A 15366-nucleotide genomic window follows, 5' to 3' on the forward strand; every position below is an offset into this window, starting at 1 on the left:
TTTAGAAAATAAAAACAGAGCATCCAATGCTTTCCGATACTATACGGAAAGCCAAGTATAAAGGAGGAATTCATATGTTAAGAAAAAAAATTGTACCGGTTGTTTTAGCCAGTTGTTTAGTTACTGCAATTCTACCTACATCCTATCATGCATGGGCAGACACATATAGGTTTGGAGGTATCGCTGCTTCTAGTAATATTGCCGTAACAGGTGAGACGACTACAGCAGAAGTTAAAGCTACAGAAGCTACAGCAGAGGAGCTTGAAAAAATTATTAAAGCAGTAAAAGGGAAAATATCCATACCTTCAGATTTAACCGTATTTAATTACAATTACAATTCAGACAGTTATACTACAGGTGCTATGTGGGATTTAAGTTGGAGTGATGAAGACTCAACAAAAGTAATCTATGTAACAAGTGACCAGAACGGTAACATTATAGCTTATAATAATCAGGACGGCTTAAATGTCTATGCACCGAAATACCTGAAAACAGAACTAAAAGCTACCGCAGATTCCTATATTAAAAAAGTTGCCTCGGATATTTCAGGTAAATTGGAGTATGTAAGTACAATTTCCCAGGGCAGCTATACAGGATTATATCTTTATGAATATCAAAGAGTCGAAAATGGTATTCCGATGCCGGATAATACAATTACAGTAGGCATTAATTATAATACCGGAAAAGTCATGCGCTATAATGCAAACTGGCTTTATAACGCAGAAATACCTAATGCTGAGACTAAGATTACCAAAAGTCAGGCGATTGAAAAGATTGGTAAAAAGGTTACTATGAAATTAACTTACCAGAATGCATATTCAACAGATGCCAATGGCAAAACAAAGGTGAAAGCTTACCTGGTTTACGTTCCGGACAATTCTTATGTGGCAGTGGATGCAAAAACCGGTGAAGTATATACGACACAAAACGAATGGATTTCTGTAAATACAACTGCCGGTGAAAAATCAGCCGATACAGAATCTAGCGGAAGCAGTTTTGGTTTGTCAAAAGAAGAAATTACAAAGTTAGATGAAATAAAAGGACTTATATCAAAGGAGAAAGCAATCGCCGCAGTTACCGGAAATAAAAGCCTGCTCATAGATGATAACCTAAAATCCATTTCCGCAAAACTGTATAAACAGGACGGATATTATAAGCACGGAGAAAATACAAAGTATATTTGGAGTATTTCCTTAAATGATCCCAGAGAGATTGATGAAAATTCTAAGGATACGTACCGTGCTTTTGCATATGCTGAAGTAGACGCAAAAACCGGCAATTTGATTTCCTACCGTTCAAGTGTTAGAGATTACTATAATAGCAATACAAAAGAGTGGGAATCTGTAAAGGTTAAATATACCATAGATCAAGGTCAGAAACTACTTGAAGATTTCTTTAAAATACAGATTCCTGATATCTATAAAAATACTGTATTTACATCTAATGACGAAGCCTATGTGATTGGTCTTAAAGAAGATAATAAAGAAATTTATGGTGGCTATAGCTATAATTATGACAGAGTAAATGAGGGCGTTAATTACTCTTATAATGGAATCACTGGTTCTGTAGACGGTGTTACCGGTAAAATTTATGCCTTCTCATATAATTGGAGTGACAACGTAACTTTTGAATCTCCAAAAGGTGCAATGACGCCAGCAAGTGCATTTAATACCTATATTGCAAAAGAAGGTTTCCAACTTGCTTATGAAATTAACAGTATTCATAAATTTAGCAATAAAAATACTATTAGTACAGATGATTATTCCGTGACAAATGAAATACGTCTTGTTTACAGAACGGATATATCTCCTGCACAGATATCACCATTTACCGGAAAACAGTTGGATTATGAAGGAAATGAGTATGTAAAGAGTGATAGTCTATACAGCTACTCTGATATTGGCAACAGTGCTTCTGCTAAAAACATTAAACTTCTCGCAGAACTTGGAATCGGCTTTAAGGGTGGTGAATATAAACCGGCGCAGCCTATTACTGCAAAAGAACTGACTGATTTCTTTAATGAAGCAGGTATTTACTTTAATAGCAGTAAATATACCTTAAGTAAGAATGCTTCGAGTATTAAGAGAGTAGATGCCTCCAAATTCACGATTCAAGTACTAGGATTTGAAAGTGTTGCAAAATTAAAGGATATTTATAATGTCAATTTAAAAGACCAATCTCAAATTAAAGAAGCAGATTTAGGATATGTGGCTCTTGCACAGGGATTAGGGCTGATTACAGCAAACAGCGAAACCGAATTTAGACCTGGTGATAATTTAACCCGTGGAGAAGCTGCGGATTTAATCATTACAATGCTTGGTATCGAAAAGTAGAGATGATAGACTAATCAATTAAAGTTGTAACTTAAGAATACGTAAATAGTAACAATCTTAAGAAGCACTGTAGCATTGCTTTTATATACGGATTGAATCCGGTGTATAAGAGTAGGCGCAGTGCTTCTTTTACGAATTTAGTTATGTTTCTTTAGTAGTATAAACAAATATTTGGTTTTGGTGAAGAACTACAAAAAACAGAATAAAAAGGGCTGCTAAGAGTACGTTTATCAATTCATTATCGTCTCAGATTAGCAGAATAATAATTTTAGATAATTTTCACTTTTGAATAAGACAATTCTGTGGTAATATATTCTTAAGTGATTAACATTTAGGAGGCTGTAATGAAAGAAGTCATATTTTTAGAACCTGTATTTAAGGAAATGATTTGGGGAGGCAATAGACTAAAAACAGATTTTGGCTATGCTATCCCCAGTGACCATACAGGTGAATGCTGGGCTGTCAGTGCTCATGCCAATGGAGACTGTACCGTAAAAAACGGTACGTATAAAGGTGAAAAATTAAGCCGCTTGTGGCAGAATCATAAAGAATTATTTGGTAATGCAAAAGGTGACACTTTCCCATTACTAATTAAAATTATAGATGCTAAAGCTGATTTGAGTATTCAGGTACATCCTGATGATGCATATGCTAAAGTACATGAAAATGGTTCCCTTGGAAAAACCGAATGTTGGTATATTCTTAATTGCGATACAGACGGAAAGATTATAGTAGGTCATAATGCGAAGAACAAAGAAGAATTGCAGCAGATGATTGGTGAGCACAAGTGGGACGAGTTAATTCGTGTACTGCCTATCACTAAAGGTGACTTTTTTCAAATTGAACCCGGAACCGTTCATGCAATAAAGGCAGGAACCGTTATTTTGGAAACCCAGCAAAATAGTGATATTACCTACCGCTTATACGATTACGACAGATTGTCTGATGGTAAACCAAGAGAACTGCATATTGATAAAAGTATTGATGTTATACCATGTCCTCATAAAAGCCAGACTACGGATAGAAAATCCATTCATCTATCACAGGCGATAATTGAAGAATTAGTTAGCTGCGAATTTTATACTGTAAACAAAGTGACAGTTAACGGGCAGGAAACATTGCAGCAAACAGAGCCTTTTACAATCCTTAGTGTGATTGAAGGCAGCGGTGAAGTGGACGGAACTTCGATTAATAAGGGTGATCATTTTATACTACCTTTTGGCTATGGAGCATTTCAGCTAAAGGGCAGCTTACAGCTGATTACTTCACACATTTAACGAGAATAGGAGATTTTTTATGGGTAACTTTTTTAATATGGATAACGGGTTTTTTACAACCCTTGGAAAAATTGTAGATATTGTTATAGTCAGCATAGTATGGCTTTTGCTGTGCATACCTTTAATTACTATAGGTCCTGCAACAACTGCATTGTACTATACTATGGTCAAAGTAATCCGCAGAGAACGCGGTTATGTAATGAGAGAATACTTTAGTTCCTTTAAAAGTAATTTTAAAGTTGGAGCGATTTCCGGTATATGTATCCTCCTTGCATCACTGGTGTTATTTTTTGATCGTTCCTTTGCTAAAGAAATGAAGGGAAATTTTGGAATTGTACTATTTAGTATATTTAATGCATTAATCTTTATCGTACTTTGTATTACTATTTATATTTTCCCTCTATTGTCAAGATTTAAAATAGGTGTATTACAGTTATTTAAAACATCTCTCTTTATGGCTATGAAACATTTGCCTACCACTATTTTACTGGTATTAATCACTGCTGTATTTGTGCTGGGCACGTATATCCTGCCGATTGTTATTTTGCTTACTCCCGGGCTTTGCCTCCTGCTATGGTCATTTCTCCTGGAGCGTGTTTTCAAAAAATATATGCCTGAAAAATCAGAAGAAGCTGAAGCATCCGGCATTGATGAGTGGTATCTTGAATAAGATTATAAAAGTATTTATATATCCCAAGCCTTAGGAGGAGCCGTATATGGACGACACCCTTTATGATTTGATGGATTGGGCTGAAATAGAAACCATAGTTTATTCTGAGCATGATAATCCCCATAAGATTCTTGGAGCACATATAACAGAACACGGCATGCTGATAAATGTATTTATACCGGAAGCTGTTAAGGTTAAGGTTAAACTTACTGTAACAAAAAAACAGTATTTAATGACCTGTGCGGATAAGGAAGGTTTTTATACAGTTCTAATCCCTGGTAAGAAGTTTAGAGCTTATACATTGATCATTACCTATGATAATCATACGGAAGAGGAAGTATATGATCCCTATTGTTTTTCTACTATCATAGAAAAAACTGACTTGGAGCAATTTGCAAAAGGGATACATTATACCATATACGATATATTAGGAGCACATTTTATAAGACAGCAAGGCGTAGAAGGAGTAGTATTCGCTGTATGGGCACCAAATGCTGCAAGAGTCAGTGTTGTTGGTGATTTTAATAAATGGGATGGCCGCAGGCATCCAATGCGAAGAAGAGAATCTTTTGGTGTATTCGAGTTATTTATCCCAGGTTTAACAAGCTGCAAGCTTTATAAATACGAGATCAAGACCAGAGGTGGTGCCTGTTTTTTAAAAGCTGATCCTTATGCCAACCGGACGGAATGCCGTCCGGGCACTGCTTCTGTAACAGAAAACCTATCTAAATATATCTGGAAAGATAAGAAATGGATGGCGGAAAGAAAAAGTACTGATTTTTATAGTCAGCCGGTTAATATTTATGAATTACATCTAGGATCGTTTAAAAAACCGTCCGATGGAACCCGGGAGTTCTATAATTACCGGGAATTAGCCCCTATGATATCAGAATATGTGAAAGACATGGGGTATACTCATGTGGAACTTTTACCTGTTATGGAACACCCCTATGATGGTTCATGGGGATATCAGGTTACAGGTTATTACGCTCCTACGGCAAGGTACGGTACTCCGGATGATTTTATGTATTTCATTGATTACATGCACGAGGAAGGAATCGGCGTCATACTTGACTGGGTACCGGCTCACTTTCCCAAAGATACCTTTGGACTTTCTAATTTTGACGGAACCTCCCTTTATGAACATAAAGACCCCAAGCAAGGAGAGCATCCACACTGGGGTACTCTAATCTATAATTACGGAAGGCCTGAGGTAACGAATTTTTTAATCGGAAATGTATTATTCTGGGCAGATAAGTACCACATCGACGGTATCCGCATGGATGCAGTTGCCTCAATGCTGTATCTGGATTACGGTAAGAGAAATGGGGAATGGATTGCTAACTGCCATGGAGGCAGAGAAAATCTAGAAGCCCTAGAATTTTTAAAGCATCTAAATTCTGTTTTTAAAAGCAGGTTTATGGATGTTATGTTAATAGCAGAAGAGTCCACGGCCTGGCCTATGGTTACTGGAGATATTAATAACGATGGACTAGGATTTGATTTAAAGTGGAATCTAGGCTGGATGAATGATTTTACCACTTACATGAAGTGTGACCCGTTATTTCGCAAAGGTAGACATGGCGAGCTAACGTTTAGTATGGTTTATGCATATAGTGAAAAATTTCTTCTTGTTTTATCACATGATGAAGTAGTGCATGAAAAAGGTTCCATGCTTCAAAAGATGCCTGGGAACTTGGAGGATAAATTCTCTAATTTAAGAGTTGCATTTGGCTTTATGATGTGTCATCCAGGAAAAAAATTGTTATTTATGGGGCAGGAGTTTGCCCAAAATACAGAATGGAACGAAGCTGTGGAACTTCCCTGGGATTTATTGAATCAGATAAATCATAAGATGTTTCAGGATTTCGTCAGAGACTTGAATAAATTTTATTTAGAACATCCCCCTTTGTTTAGGCAGGATTTCAATCCCACAGGCTTTGAATGGATTCGTTGTATGGATGCAGACCATAGTATTCTGGTATTTTTAAGAAGGTGTTTAGAATTAGAACAAACTCTATTGGTTGTATGTAATTTTACTCCTGTTGTGCGCAAAAATTTTAGAATAGGAGTTCCCTTTCATGGAAAATACAAAGAAATCTTTAATAGCGATAGTACAACTTATGGTGGTGAGAATTATATAAATCCCAGAACAAAAACCTCAAGACATGTTCCAGGTGATGGAAGAGAAGAATCCATCCAATTGTCTGTACCGCCCTTAGGTATTAGTATATTTACCTGTATCCCTGTCCTTATGCTAGAAGATGAGACATTAAAAAAACACCTGAATTAAAACAGTAGAGTGGAAAATAAGATACAAAAGGAGGATAGCCTATGGTCTATGGAATATTTTTAGAAGGAGGCTTTAAATTAAGCACCTTTGACCTGGAGTCACTGGCTGGTGTTTTTATAACTAAAGGACTTAATTTTATTATTAAATTGATTTTATCCCTGATTCTAATTATAATAGGCAAAAAGCTAATACAGTTTATAATAAATATCTTAGAAAAATCCCTAGCTAAATCAAAGGCAGAGGCTAGTGTTTCTGGTTTTTTGCTGGCTATTGTACGGGCTGTTTTATATACCCTGCTGGTAGTTATTATTGTAACCAGTATTCTTGGAGTAGAAAGTTCCTCCATCGTTGCTATCATTGGTTCAGTGGGACTAAGTATTGGTCTTGCCTTACAGGGGAGTTTATCAAACTTTGCGGGTGGTGTACTTATTTTGTTGTTGAAGCCATTTAAAGTTGGTGATTATATTATTGCAGGTATCAATGAAGGTACGGTAACTACCATAGATATCTTTTACACCAGACTTTTAACGGTTGATAACCGCCTTCTGGTTATGCCTAATGGTTCTCTTTCAAACACTAGTGTAATAAATGTGACCTCTGAACCGATACGAAGACTGGATATAGCAGTAACCGTCAATAATTCCCAAGATGTTAGTAAGGTAAAATCCCTGCTTTTTGAACGAATCAACAATCATGAATGGGTTTTACCGGATAAGGAGTTATCTGTCTTTGTAAGCAGCTTTGATGCTAATACCACTAGTATAGGCATCCGGGTATGGACCGAAAAAGAAAACTTTTGGAATTTGAAATGTCAATTATTAGAACAAATAAAAGATTTATTTAATCGGCATGATATTAAATAAACTTTTTCATTCATCTTTTATAATTCGTTTTGAAATGTAAAAAAATCCTACTTACAAAAGAAAGTTTTTAAGATTATTTCATACCTTTCGAAAGAAAATAGCAAAAATAATAAAAATACAAAAAAAATTAATTTTTTTGAAAAAAAAGCTTTTCTTTTTCATCAAAAAGTGGTATTTTATTTCTAGACGATTAATCGTTAAGAGCGAAGATGTTCTCAAGTGTTTATTTGAGGACATTTTTTTTATACAAATTCTGGTATAGCCAGTTTGTATCCAAAATAAATATGTAATTAGCAAATATAAAGTGTTAGGAAGGAGTTATAGTATGGCAGCTAAATTAACAGAAATTTTTGGTATGGACGTTTTTAGTGAAGCAACAATGATTGAACGTTTACCAAAGAAAACTTATGCAGCTTTAAAGAAAACAATCAAAAATGGTGAGGATTTAGACCCGGCAGTTGCAGAACTAGTTGCTAATGCCATGAAAGATTGGGCAATAGAAAGAGGAGCAACACATTACACCCACTGGTTCCAGCCAATGACCGGTATCACAGCTGAAAAACATGATTCCTTTATAAGCCCTACCCCCGACGGAAAGATTATTATGGAGTTTTCTGGTAAAGAACTAATAAAAGGTGAACCTGATGCCTCCTCTTTCCCTTCTGGCGGACTAAGAGCAACCTTTGAAGCAAGAGGATATACAGCTTGGGATTGTACTTCACCTGCCTTCTTAAGAGAAGATGCCGCTGGTGTAACTTTATGCATTCCAACCGCTTTTTGCTCTTATACTGGTGAGGCTCTGGATAAGAAAACACCCCTTCTTCGTTCTATGGAAGCTATCAGTACCCAGGCTGTGCGTATCCTTAAATTATTTGGACATGATGATGTGAAATCCATTTCATGCTCAGTAGGTCCGGAACAAGAATATTTCTTGGTAGATAAAGCGAAATATTTAAAGCGAGAAGACTTAATATTCAGTGGTCGTACTCTTTTTGGTGCTTTGCCTCCCAAAGGGCAAGAAATGGAAGATCATTATTTCGGTATTCTGAAAGAGAGAATTGCGGCTTTCATGAAAGAATTAAATGAAGAATGCTGGAAACTTGGTATATTAGCAAAAACGCAGCACAATGAAGTAGCTCCTGCTCAGCACGAAATTGCACCTATCTACTCAACTGCTAATATTGCAACGGATCATAATCAATTAGTAATGGAAACGATGAAAAAGGTAGCGAACCGTCATGGCCTTGCCTGCCTTTTACACGAAAAACCTTTCGCTGGTGTAAATGGTTCCGGTAAGCATAATAACTGGTCTGTTGTAACAGATACGGGTAAAAACCTTCTTGACCCAGGTAAAACTCCTCATGAAAACATTCAGTTTTTACTATTCTTAGCGGCTGTTTTAAAAGCGGTTGATGATAATGCTGACTTATTACGTTTGTCTGCTTCTAATGCTGGAAATGATCATAGACTTGGTGCAAATGAAGCACCACCTGCCATTATTTCAGTGTTCCTGGGTGACCAGTTGGAAGATGTTGTGAAACAGTTAGTTGAAACCGGTGAAGCTACAAGCAGCAGACAGGGCGGTAAATTAAACGTAGGTGTACACACACTTCCGAAGTTTAACAAGGATGCTACAGACAGAAACCGTACTTCACCATTTGCTTTTACAGGTAACAAATTTGAATTTAGAATGGTTGGATCTTCTATGTCTATAGCAGGACCTAACACTATATTAAATACAATTGTTGCAGAAGTTCTATCTAATTTTTCTGATGAATTAGAAAAAGCTGAAAATTTTGATATCGCAGTACATGATTTGATTAAGAAAACATTTACTGAACATCAAAGAATTATCTTCAACGGTAACGGATATTCTGATGAATGGGTAGTGGAAGCTGAAAGAAGAGGCTTACCAAATATCAAGTCTTTGGTAGAAGCCATTCCTACACTCGTTACTGAAAAAGCTATTAAACTATTCGAAAAACATAATGTATTCACAGAAGTGGAACTTCATTCCCGTGCGGAAATTGAATTTGAAACATACTCAAAAACAATTAATATCGAAGCTAAGACTATGATAGAAATGGCAAGTAAATTATATATTCCTGCTGTAATTAAATATGTATCCAGCCTGGCTGCTTCTATTAACTCCATTAAGTCTGCCGTACCCACTGCTGACGTTAGTGTTCAGGAAGGCTTATTAACAAAAGCATCTTCACTTTTAGCAACTGCAAATGACGCTCTTGTAAAACTTCAGGGTTATGTGGTAGAAGCTGCTGAAAAAGAAGGGCAGGAACAAGCTCTTTACTTTAAACAGGTTGTATTCCCTGCAATGTCCGTTTTAAGAACACCTATCGATGAACTCGAATTAATTGTAGAAAAAGAAGTATGGCCTGTACCAACTTACGGCGATTTGTTATTTGAAGTATAAGAATTAGACTGTGTGCAGTTATTTGGTTGAAAAACAACTGTACACAAGATTGAAGAATTACTAAGCCCTCCATGACTATCCTATAATACAGTGGGAAGTTATGGAGGGTTTCTTAGTTTTAATAAAATTTGTCTATAAAATCGCAGAAATAAAAGAAAGATAATTGCTTTTTTAACCTCTATGTAGTACACTGGAACATGCGTCTGAGTAGATGTTTTACTCTACCTTAACTGTTTAATTACTAAAATAAATTGAATACTCCATACTTGAAAAGAAAACATCGGATGATGTATATAAGAATAAATGGATTTACTTCATAATTAACACCAAATAATAAAAGAAAGAATTGCTTTTAAAGCAGGAACTGTTTTAAAAGCTGAAACATATCAATTTTGATATGTACATGAGGAAGCCTATGAGAAATATAAAATTAGTATTAGAATATGATGGTTCCCGTTATGACGGTTGGCAGAAACAGCCTGGAAACAATAAGAGTCTTACCATCCAAGAAAAATTAGAAAGTGTTTTAGAAAAAATGGAGGGTGAGCCGGTAACTGTTATAGGTGCAGCCAGAACAGAAGCAGGTGTTCATGCCTATGCGCAGATTGCTAATTTCAAAACCAATACCGATATGAAATTATATGAAATTAAACATTACTTAAACCGTTTTCTGCCAAGGGATATTGCAGTTGTGGAAGTAGCCGAAGTTCCGGAACGGTTTCACAGCAGTTTCAGTGCCAAGGCTTTTCGTTTTGAATACAAAATCACTATGGGAGAGGTGCCTTCTGTATTCGAAAGAAAATATAACTATTATAGCTTCCATAAGCTTGATATACTCAAAATGAGAAAGGGTGCGGCTTATCTTATTGGTTCACATGACTTCAAGGCATTCTCTGATAATAAGAGAATGAAAAAGTCGACAGAAAGAAATATTAATAAAATTGATATATATTCTGATATTAACGAAATCGTAATTACCATTGAAGCTGATGATTTTTGGCCTAATATGGCAAGGATAATTGTAGGAACATTAATTGAAATCGGTGAGGGAATAAAAGAAGCGGACCTTATGAAAGATATTTTACAAAGCAAAGATAGAGAGCAAGCAGGCGAGACAGCCGAAGCAAAAGGGCTGTTCCTACAAGAGGTACTATATCAATAACATAAATTTATGATAAGCTAATTTTATAAAACCCGAGAGCCTTTTATTTAAAGATATATTAAAGCGTTGTAAAGATAGGCTATCAAGTGTCTTAGGAGACTCGTATACAACATGGCAGGTAAAAATCAGAAAGAGCCTTAACCGCTTTAGAAATTATTCTAAAAACTGTGTAAGGCTCTTCTAGTTTACTCTTATTCAATAATTATTGATTCATTTCTTTTATCAAAACCTTTGTAATTTCACCAATATATAAAGTATGCAAATCTTTCTTGGGATAATTGATATCCAGAATACTAGTATCCAGAAAAGCTGCTTCTGTATAAGGCTGTGCAAACAGTTTTCTGCAAATCAGGACCGTTTTTGCTTCTTCAAAATAAGGGGTGGCGGCATCATGTACAAGAGTTAGACCAGCTTCTGTAATTTTATTTTCATCCCGTCCGGACACAGAACCTAAATAACCTAACACTTTACGATAACTTTCGTCGAAAAACGTTAAGGAAAAAGTTTCCGAATTATCTATAAATTCTTTTGTAAATCGTTGTGGTCTGATAGTTATATAGGCTACATTTTTATTCCACATAAATCCAAGCCCACCCCAAGAGGCCGTCATGGTATTCGCTTTGTTATCCTTTTCGGCAGTAATCAACATCCACTCATGACTAATCATTTCAAAAGGGTTGCCTTGCAATTGCATCACTGATATTTCTCTCCACTGACTCATCTTATTCCTCCTTGTTACTTGTTAATTTACCAGTATAATATGTATTTTAATATAACACAAGTTAAAGTATAGTATTTAGTTATGGCAATAATAATTTAATAAACGAATATTACCAGTTTTATAAGTATTAAAAGAAAAGTTCTTCATTACTTATATAACTGGTAATATAGTATATATTATTCAAGAAAACTGCGTTTATTCCACTGTAACTGATTTTGCAAGGTTACGAGGCTGGTCAACATTTAATTCTCGATGTACCGAAGTGTGATAAGCCAGTAATTGTAATACGATAGCAGCAGTAAACGGTGCAAGAGAGTCCTCTAATTCCGGCAATGCAATGTGATAGTCATAAATAGATTCGTCTACTTCCTTTTCTCCATTGGTAACTAATATCACAAAGGCATTTCTTGCTCTTACTTCACGGATGTTAGATATCATTTTTGAAAATACAGAATCCTGTGTAGCTAACGCTATTACAGGTATTCCATCTGTAACCAATGAGAGAGTACCATGTTTTAATTCTCCGGCAGCATAAGCTTCTGAGTGGATATAGCTGATTTCCTTTAGTTTTATAGAACCTTCGCAGGATAGAGCATAATCAAGTCCTCTGCCAATAAAAAACAGGTCTTCTTTTTCTTTTAAGTTTTTACAGATTTCTTCTATTTTCTTATCAAATTTCAAGGTTTCCTCAATTGCAGGTACTACGGCCTGAAGTTGTTCCATATAGTTAACACATTCTTCTTCTGTTATAGTTCTTTTAACCAGTGCAAAACGGAAGGCTAAAAGATATAAGCAGGAGAGTTGAGCCGTATAAGCTTTTGTACTTGCTACTGCAATTTCTGGACCTGCATGGGTATATAATACATAGTCACTGCTTCTTGCAATAGAAGACCCTTTTACATTTACAATAGACAGGGTAGTACCCTGATATTCTTTCGCCAGATTTAGAGCTGCCAGAGTATCCGCTGTTTCGCCGGATTGGGAAATAGTAATAACCAGTGTGTTTTTGTCAATAATTGGTTCTTGATAGCGGAATTCAGATGCGATTTCCACTGAAACCGGAATTCTAAGAAGCTTTTCAAGCATTACCTTTCCAACTAATCCGGCATGCATGGCAGTTCCGCAGGCTGCAATTACAATACGGTTTACTCCTTCAAAAACAGTATCTGGAATTCCATCTGCTGTAAAATCTGGAATGTGTTTGTTCTTAATTCTTGGCAGAATAGTAGAACGAATTGTTTCAGGCTGCTCATAAATCTCTTTTATCATGAAATGAGGATAACCGCCTTTTTGGGCAGCTGTCATATCCCAGTTAACATGCAATAGCTTAGGCACAATAATTTCATCCTCTAAATTCGTAACAACAATATTTTCTTTGGTCAGCCTTGCAATATGCATCTCCGGAAGAACGAAATAATCTTTGGAATATTTTATTAATGCTACCATATCGGAAGCGATAATAGCTCCTTGTTTTGAATGGCAGGCCACTAAAGGACTTCCATTACGAAGGCTGTAAATAACACCTGGTTCATCTTTAAAGAGAATACAAAATGCATAAGCACCTTCTAACTTGGCAATGGCTTTTTTAATTGCAGCAAAAGCATTTCCTTCATAAAGACTGTCAAGAAGCATAGCAACAATTTCAGTATCCGTCTGAGATACAGGCTGTCTTCCGGTTTTAGCAAGTTCTAACTCCAATTCATGGTAATTCTCAATAATACCATTATGAATTAAAGTTACATTACCGTAGGTATGAGGATGAGAATTCGTATCACTTACTCCACCATGGGTAGCCCATCTTGTGTGCCCAATTCCGCAAGTACTATCAGAGATTGTATCAAAAGCTGCTTTTTCCCTGAGTACAGATACCTTTCCGGTCGTTTTAATTGTTTTGATAACCTCTTTATCAAAAAATGCAATGCCAGCACTGTCATAACCACGGTATTCCAATGACTCCAATCCGTCTAACAAAACACTTTTAGCCTCAATGTCTCCTGTAAAGCCAATAATTCCACACATAAAATTTCTCCTTTTATTCTATTATCAAAGTTCTTATTCTTTTGAATACGATTCATTACTACTTAGTTCTATTAAACGTAATATTGCCTATTTTAAATTACACAAATTCACAGCCCTCTAAAGAGTTGCTCTAAAGATAACAACTCGATACAGAACCTAATTTATGCTCTTGGTTATGACGCTGTTGTGCTCCGGTTACCCGAAGTTTTTTCGACATATAACACATCCAAGTATGCGAGAGAGCATCCGCCGAATAGTTCGCTGACTCCCTACCTCGTTAACCTCTAAACTTCATTTGACCCAATAGAGGTACATGGCGCTAATTTAAACATTTCTGTTAGACAGGTTTTGGGTTAACCCGGTTTATAGTTACGATATCACAAAACCAATATATGCTTAATCCTCCTTTCTGTTACTTTTTTACTAAGTATTTGTTTACTTACTTATGTATTTGCTTTGTGATGTTGCTATGGTAACACGGATATAACCAAAAGTCAATTGTCATATCTTAAACTAACTTTTACATAAATTATGACCTATTTATTTAACAACCTATTGATTGAATTGATAAATCAGGACGTAATATTTTGCAATTAACGTTCTTATTTTTTTGTTTAAAATGGTTTATAATATGATTGCAGCAAAAATATATTTCGTATTAAAAGTTAACACAACTGATAAAATATACATGATTGTATTTGGACTTTCAGAAAGAGAGGTATATATGAAGATTTTAGATACAGAGTTTGTAAAAGGTTTTATTAAAATGGCTAATGATGGTTTTATGCAGGGATGGCATGAGAGAAATGGCGGTAATTTATCTTACCGATTAAAAACAGAGGAAGCAGACAGTATAAAATCAAGACTTAATGAATGTGTGGAATGGCAGCCTATCGGCACAAAAGTACCAGGGCTTGCAGGCGAATTTTTTCTTGTAACCGGAAGCGGTAAATACTTCCGTAATATTATCGTGGATCCGGAAGCCTGCATCGCTATCATAGAATTGGATGAGCGTGGTGAGAACTATAGAATTAGCTGGGGATTGGTGGATGGTGGCAAACCTACCAGTGAGTTAGCCTCCCATTTAATGAATCATGAAGTGAAAAAAAACGTAACCGGTGGAATACACCGAGTAATCTATCATGCACATACAACCAATGTCATAGCACTTACCTTTGTTCTTCCTCTTTCCGATGAAGTATTTACAAGAGAACTTTGGGAAATGGCCACAGAATGCCCTGTAGTATTCCCTGATGGAGTAGGTATTGTTCCTTGGATGGTTCCCGGCGGCAGAGATATTGCGGTGGCTACCAGCGAATTAATGAAGCAGTATGATGTTGCAATATGGGCACATCACGGCATGTTCTGTTCCGGTGAGAACTTCGACCTGACCTTCGGTCTTATGCATACGGTTGAAAAATCAGCAGAAATACTCGTAAAGACCTTATCGATGTCACCTACTAAGTTACAGACCATACAACCGCAGAATTTCAGGGACTTAGCGACAGACTTTAAGGTTCATTTGCCCGAACGCTTCTTGTTTGATAAAGATACGCACAAATAATAATAAAAATTATACTTTTTAGAGCACAGACTG

General features: G+C 36.0%; 9 protein-coding genes and 1 pseudogene. 8 read left to right on the forward strand and 2 right to left on the reverse strand.

The annotated features are described in order from the left end of the window. Nucleotides 1-74 precede the first annotated feature (74 nt). The 7 genes and pseudogenes from acsn021_RS10760 (at nucleotide 75) to truA (ending at nucleotide 11029) form a co-directional block, all read left to right on the forward strand. Nucleotides 75-2333, forward strand: a complete 2259-nt coding sequence (locus acsn021_RS10760; protein ID WP_184089720.1) for a YcdB/YcdC domain-containing protein — start codon at nucleotides 75-77, stop codon at nucleotides 2331-2333. Between the two features lie 344 nt (nucleotides 2334-2677). Beyond that, nucleotides 2678-3610, forward strand: coding sequence for a mannose-6-phosphate isomerase, class I (manA, locus tag acsn021_RS10765; protein ID WP_184089717.1), 933 nt, complete (start codon nucleotides 2678-2680; stop codon nucleotides 3608-3610). A 19-nt stretch (nucleotides 3611-3629) separates the two neighbouring features. Beyond that, the gene (locus acsn021_RS10770) at nucleotides 3630-4280 is read left to right on the forward strand and encodes a YesL family protein (protein WP_184089714.1); all 651 of its coding nucleotides are present in this window, start codon (nucleotides 3630-3632) and stop codon (nucleotides 4278-4280) included. A 46-nt stretch (nucleotides 4281-4326) separates the two neighbouring features. Beyond that, nucleotides 4327-6531, forward strand: a pseudogene (glgB, locus tag acsn021_RS10775) (1,4-alpha-glucan branching protein GlgB); the annotation flags it as partial. Between the two features lie 83 nt (nucleotides 6532-6614). After that, entirely contained in the window at nucleotides 6615-7436 is an 822-nt protein-coding gene (locus acsn021_RS10780) for a mechanosensitive ion channel family protein (RefSeq protein WP_184089708.1), read from the forward strand. Between the two features lie 325 nt (nucleotides 7437-7761). After that, on the forward strand, nucleotides 7762-9867 hold the full coding sequence (locus acsn021_RS10785) for a glutamine synthetase III family protein (RefSeq protein WP_184089703.1): 2106 nt from the start codon (nucleotides 7762-7764) through the stop codon (nucleotides 9865-9867). A gap of 415 nt (nucleotides 9868-10282) precedes the next feature. Then, nucleotides 10283-11029: a tRNA pseudouridine(38-40) synthase TruA gene (gene truA / locus acsn021_RS10790; RefSeq protein WP_184089700.1), complete on the forward strand. Its 747-nt coding sequence runs from the start codon at nucleotides 10283-10285 to the stop codon at nucleotides 11027-11029. Nucleotides 11030-11231: 202 nt separating this feature from the next. Here the strand turns inward: truA and acsn021_RS10795 are convergent, their stop codons facing one another. Both acsn021_RS10795 and glmS read right to left on the reverse strand, forming a co-directional pair. Continuing rightward, nucleotides 11232-11750, reverse strand: coding sequence for a flavin reductase (locus acsn021_RS10795; protein WP_184089697.1), 519 nt, complete (start codon nucleotides 11748-11750; stop codon nucleotides 11232-11234). A 195-nt stretch (nucleotides 11751-11945) separates the two neighbouring features. Beyond that, on the reverse strand, nucleotides 11946-13769 hold the full coding sequence (gene glmS, locus acsn021_RS10800) for a glutamine--fructose-6-phosphate transaminase (isomerizing) (protein WP_184089694.1): 1824 nt from the start codon (nucleotides 13767-13769) through the stop codon (nucleotides 11946-11948). Between the two features lie 724 nt (nucleotides 13770-14493). Here glmS and rhaD point away from each other — a divergent pair. Beyond that, nucleotides 14494-15333: a rhamnulose-1-phosphate aldolase gene (rhaD, locus tag acsn021_RS10805; RefSeq protein WP_184089691.1), complete on the forward strand. Its 840-nt coding sequence runs from the start codon at nucleotides 14494-14496 to the stop codon at nucleotides 15331-15333. Nucleotides 15334-15366 lie beyond the last annotated feature (33 nt).

Origin of the sequence: Anaerocolumna cellulosilytica, assembly GCF_014218335.1 — a bacterium.
GTDB classification, from domain to species: domain Bacteria; phylum Bacillota; class Clostridia; order Lachnospirales; family Lachnospiraceae; genus Anaerocolumna; species Anaerocolumna cellulosilytica.

What these genes read in the sequence shown, in the direction of transcription:
- glmS (WP_184089694.1), bottom strand. Translation starts at nt 13,769, where the DNA reads ATGTGTGGAATTATTGGCTTTACAGGAGACATTGAGGCTAAAAGTGTT.
- truA (WP_184089700.1), top strand. Translation starts at nt 10,283, where the DNA reads ATGAGAAATATAAAATTAGTATTAGAATATGATGGTTCCCGTTATGAC.
- acsn021_RS10785 (WP_184089703.1), top strand. Translation starts at nt 7,762, where the DNA reads ATGGCAGCTAAATTAACAGAAATTTTTGGTATGGACGTTTTTAGTGAA.
- acsn021_RS10780 (WP_184089708.1), top strand. Translation starts at nt 6,615, where the DNA reads ATGGTCTATGGAATATTTTTAGAAGGAGGCTTTAAATTAAGCACCTTT.
- acsn021_RS10770 (WP_184089714.1), top strand. Translation starts at nt 3,630, where the DNA reads ATGGGTAACTTTTTTAATATGGATAACGGGTTTTTTACAACCCTTGGA.
- manA (WP_184089717.1), top strand. Translation starts at nt 2,678, where the DNA reads ATGAAAGAAGTCATATTTTTAGAACCTGTATTTAAGGAAATGATTTGG.
- acsn021_RS10795 (WP_184089697.1), bottom strand. Translation starts at nt 11,750, where the DNA reads ATGAGTCAGTGGAGAGAAATATCAGTGATGCAATTGCAAGGCAACCCT.
- rhaD (WP_184089691.1), top strand. Translation starts at nt 14,494, where the DNA reads ATGAAGATTTTAGATACAGAGTTTGTAAAAGGTTTTATTAAAATGGCT.
- acsn021_RS10760 (WP_184089720.1), top strand. Translation starts at nt 75, where the DNA reads ATGTTAAGAAAAAAAATTGTACCGGTTGTTTTAGCCAGTTGTTTAGTT.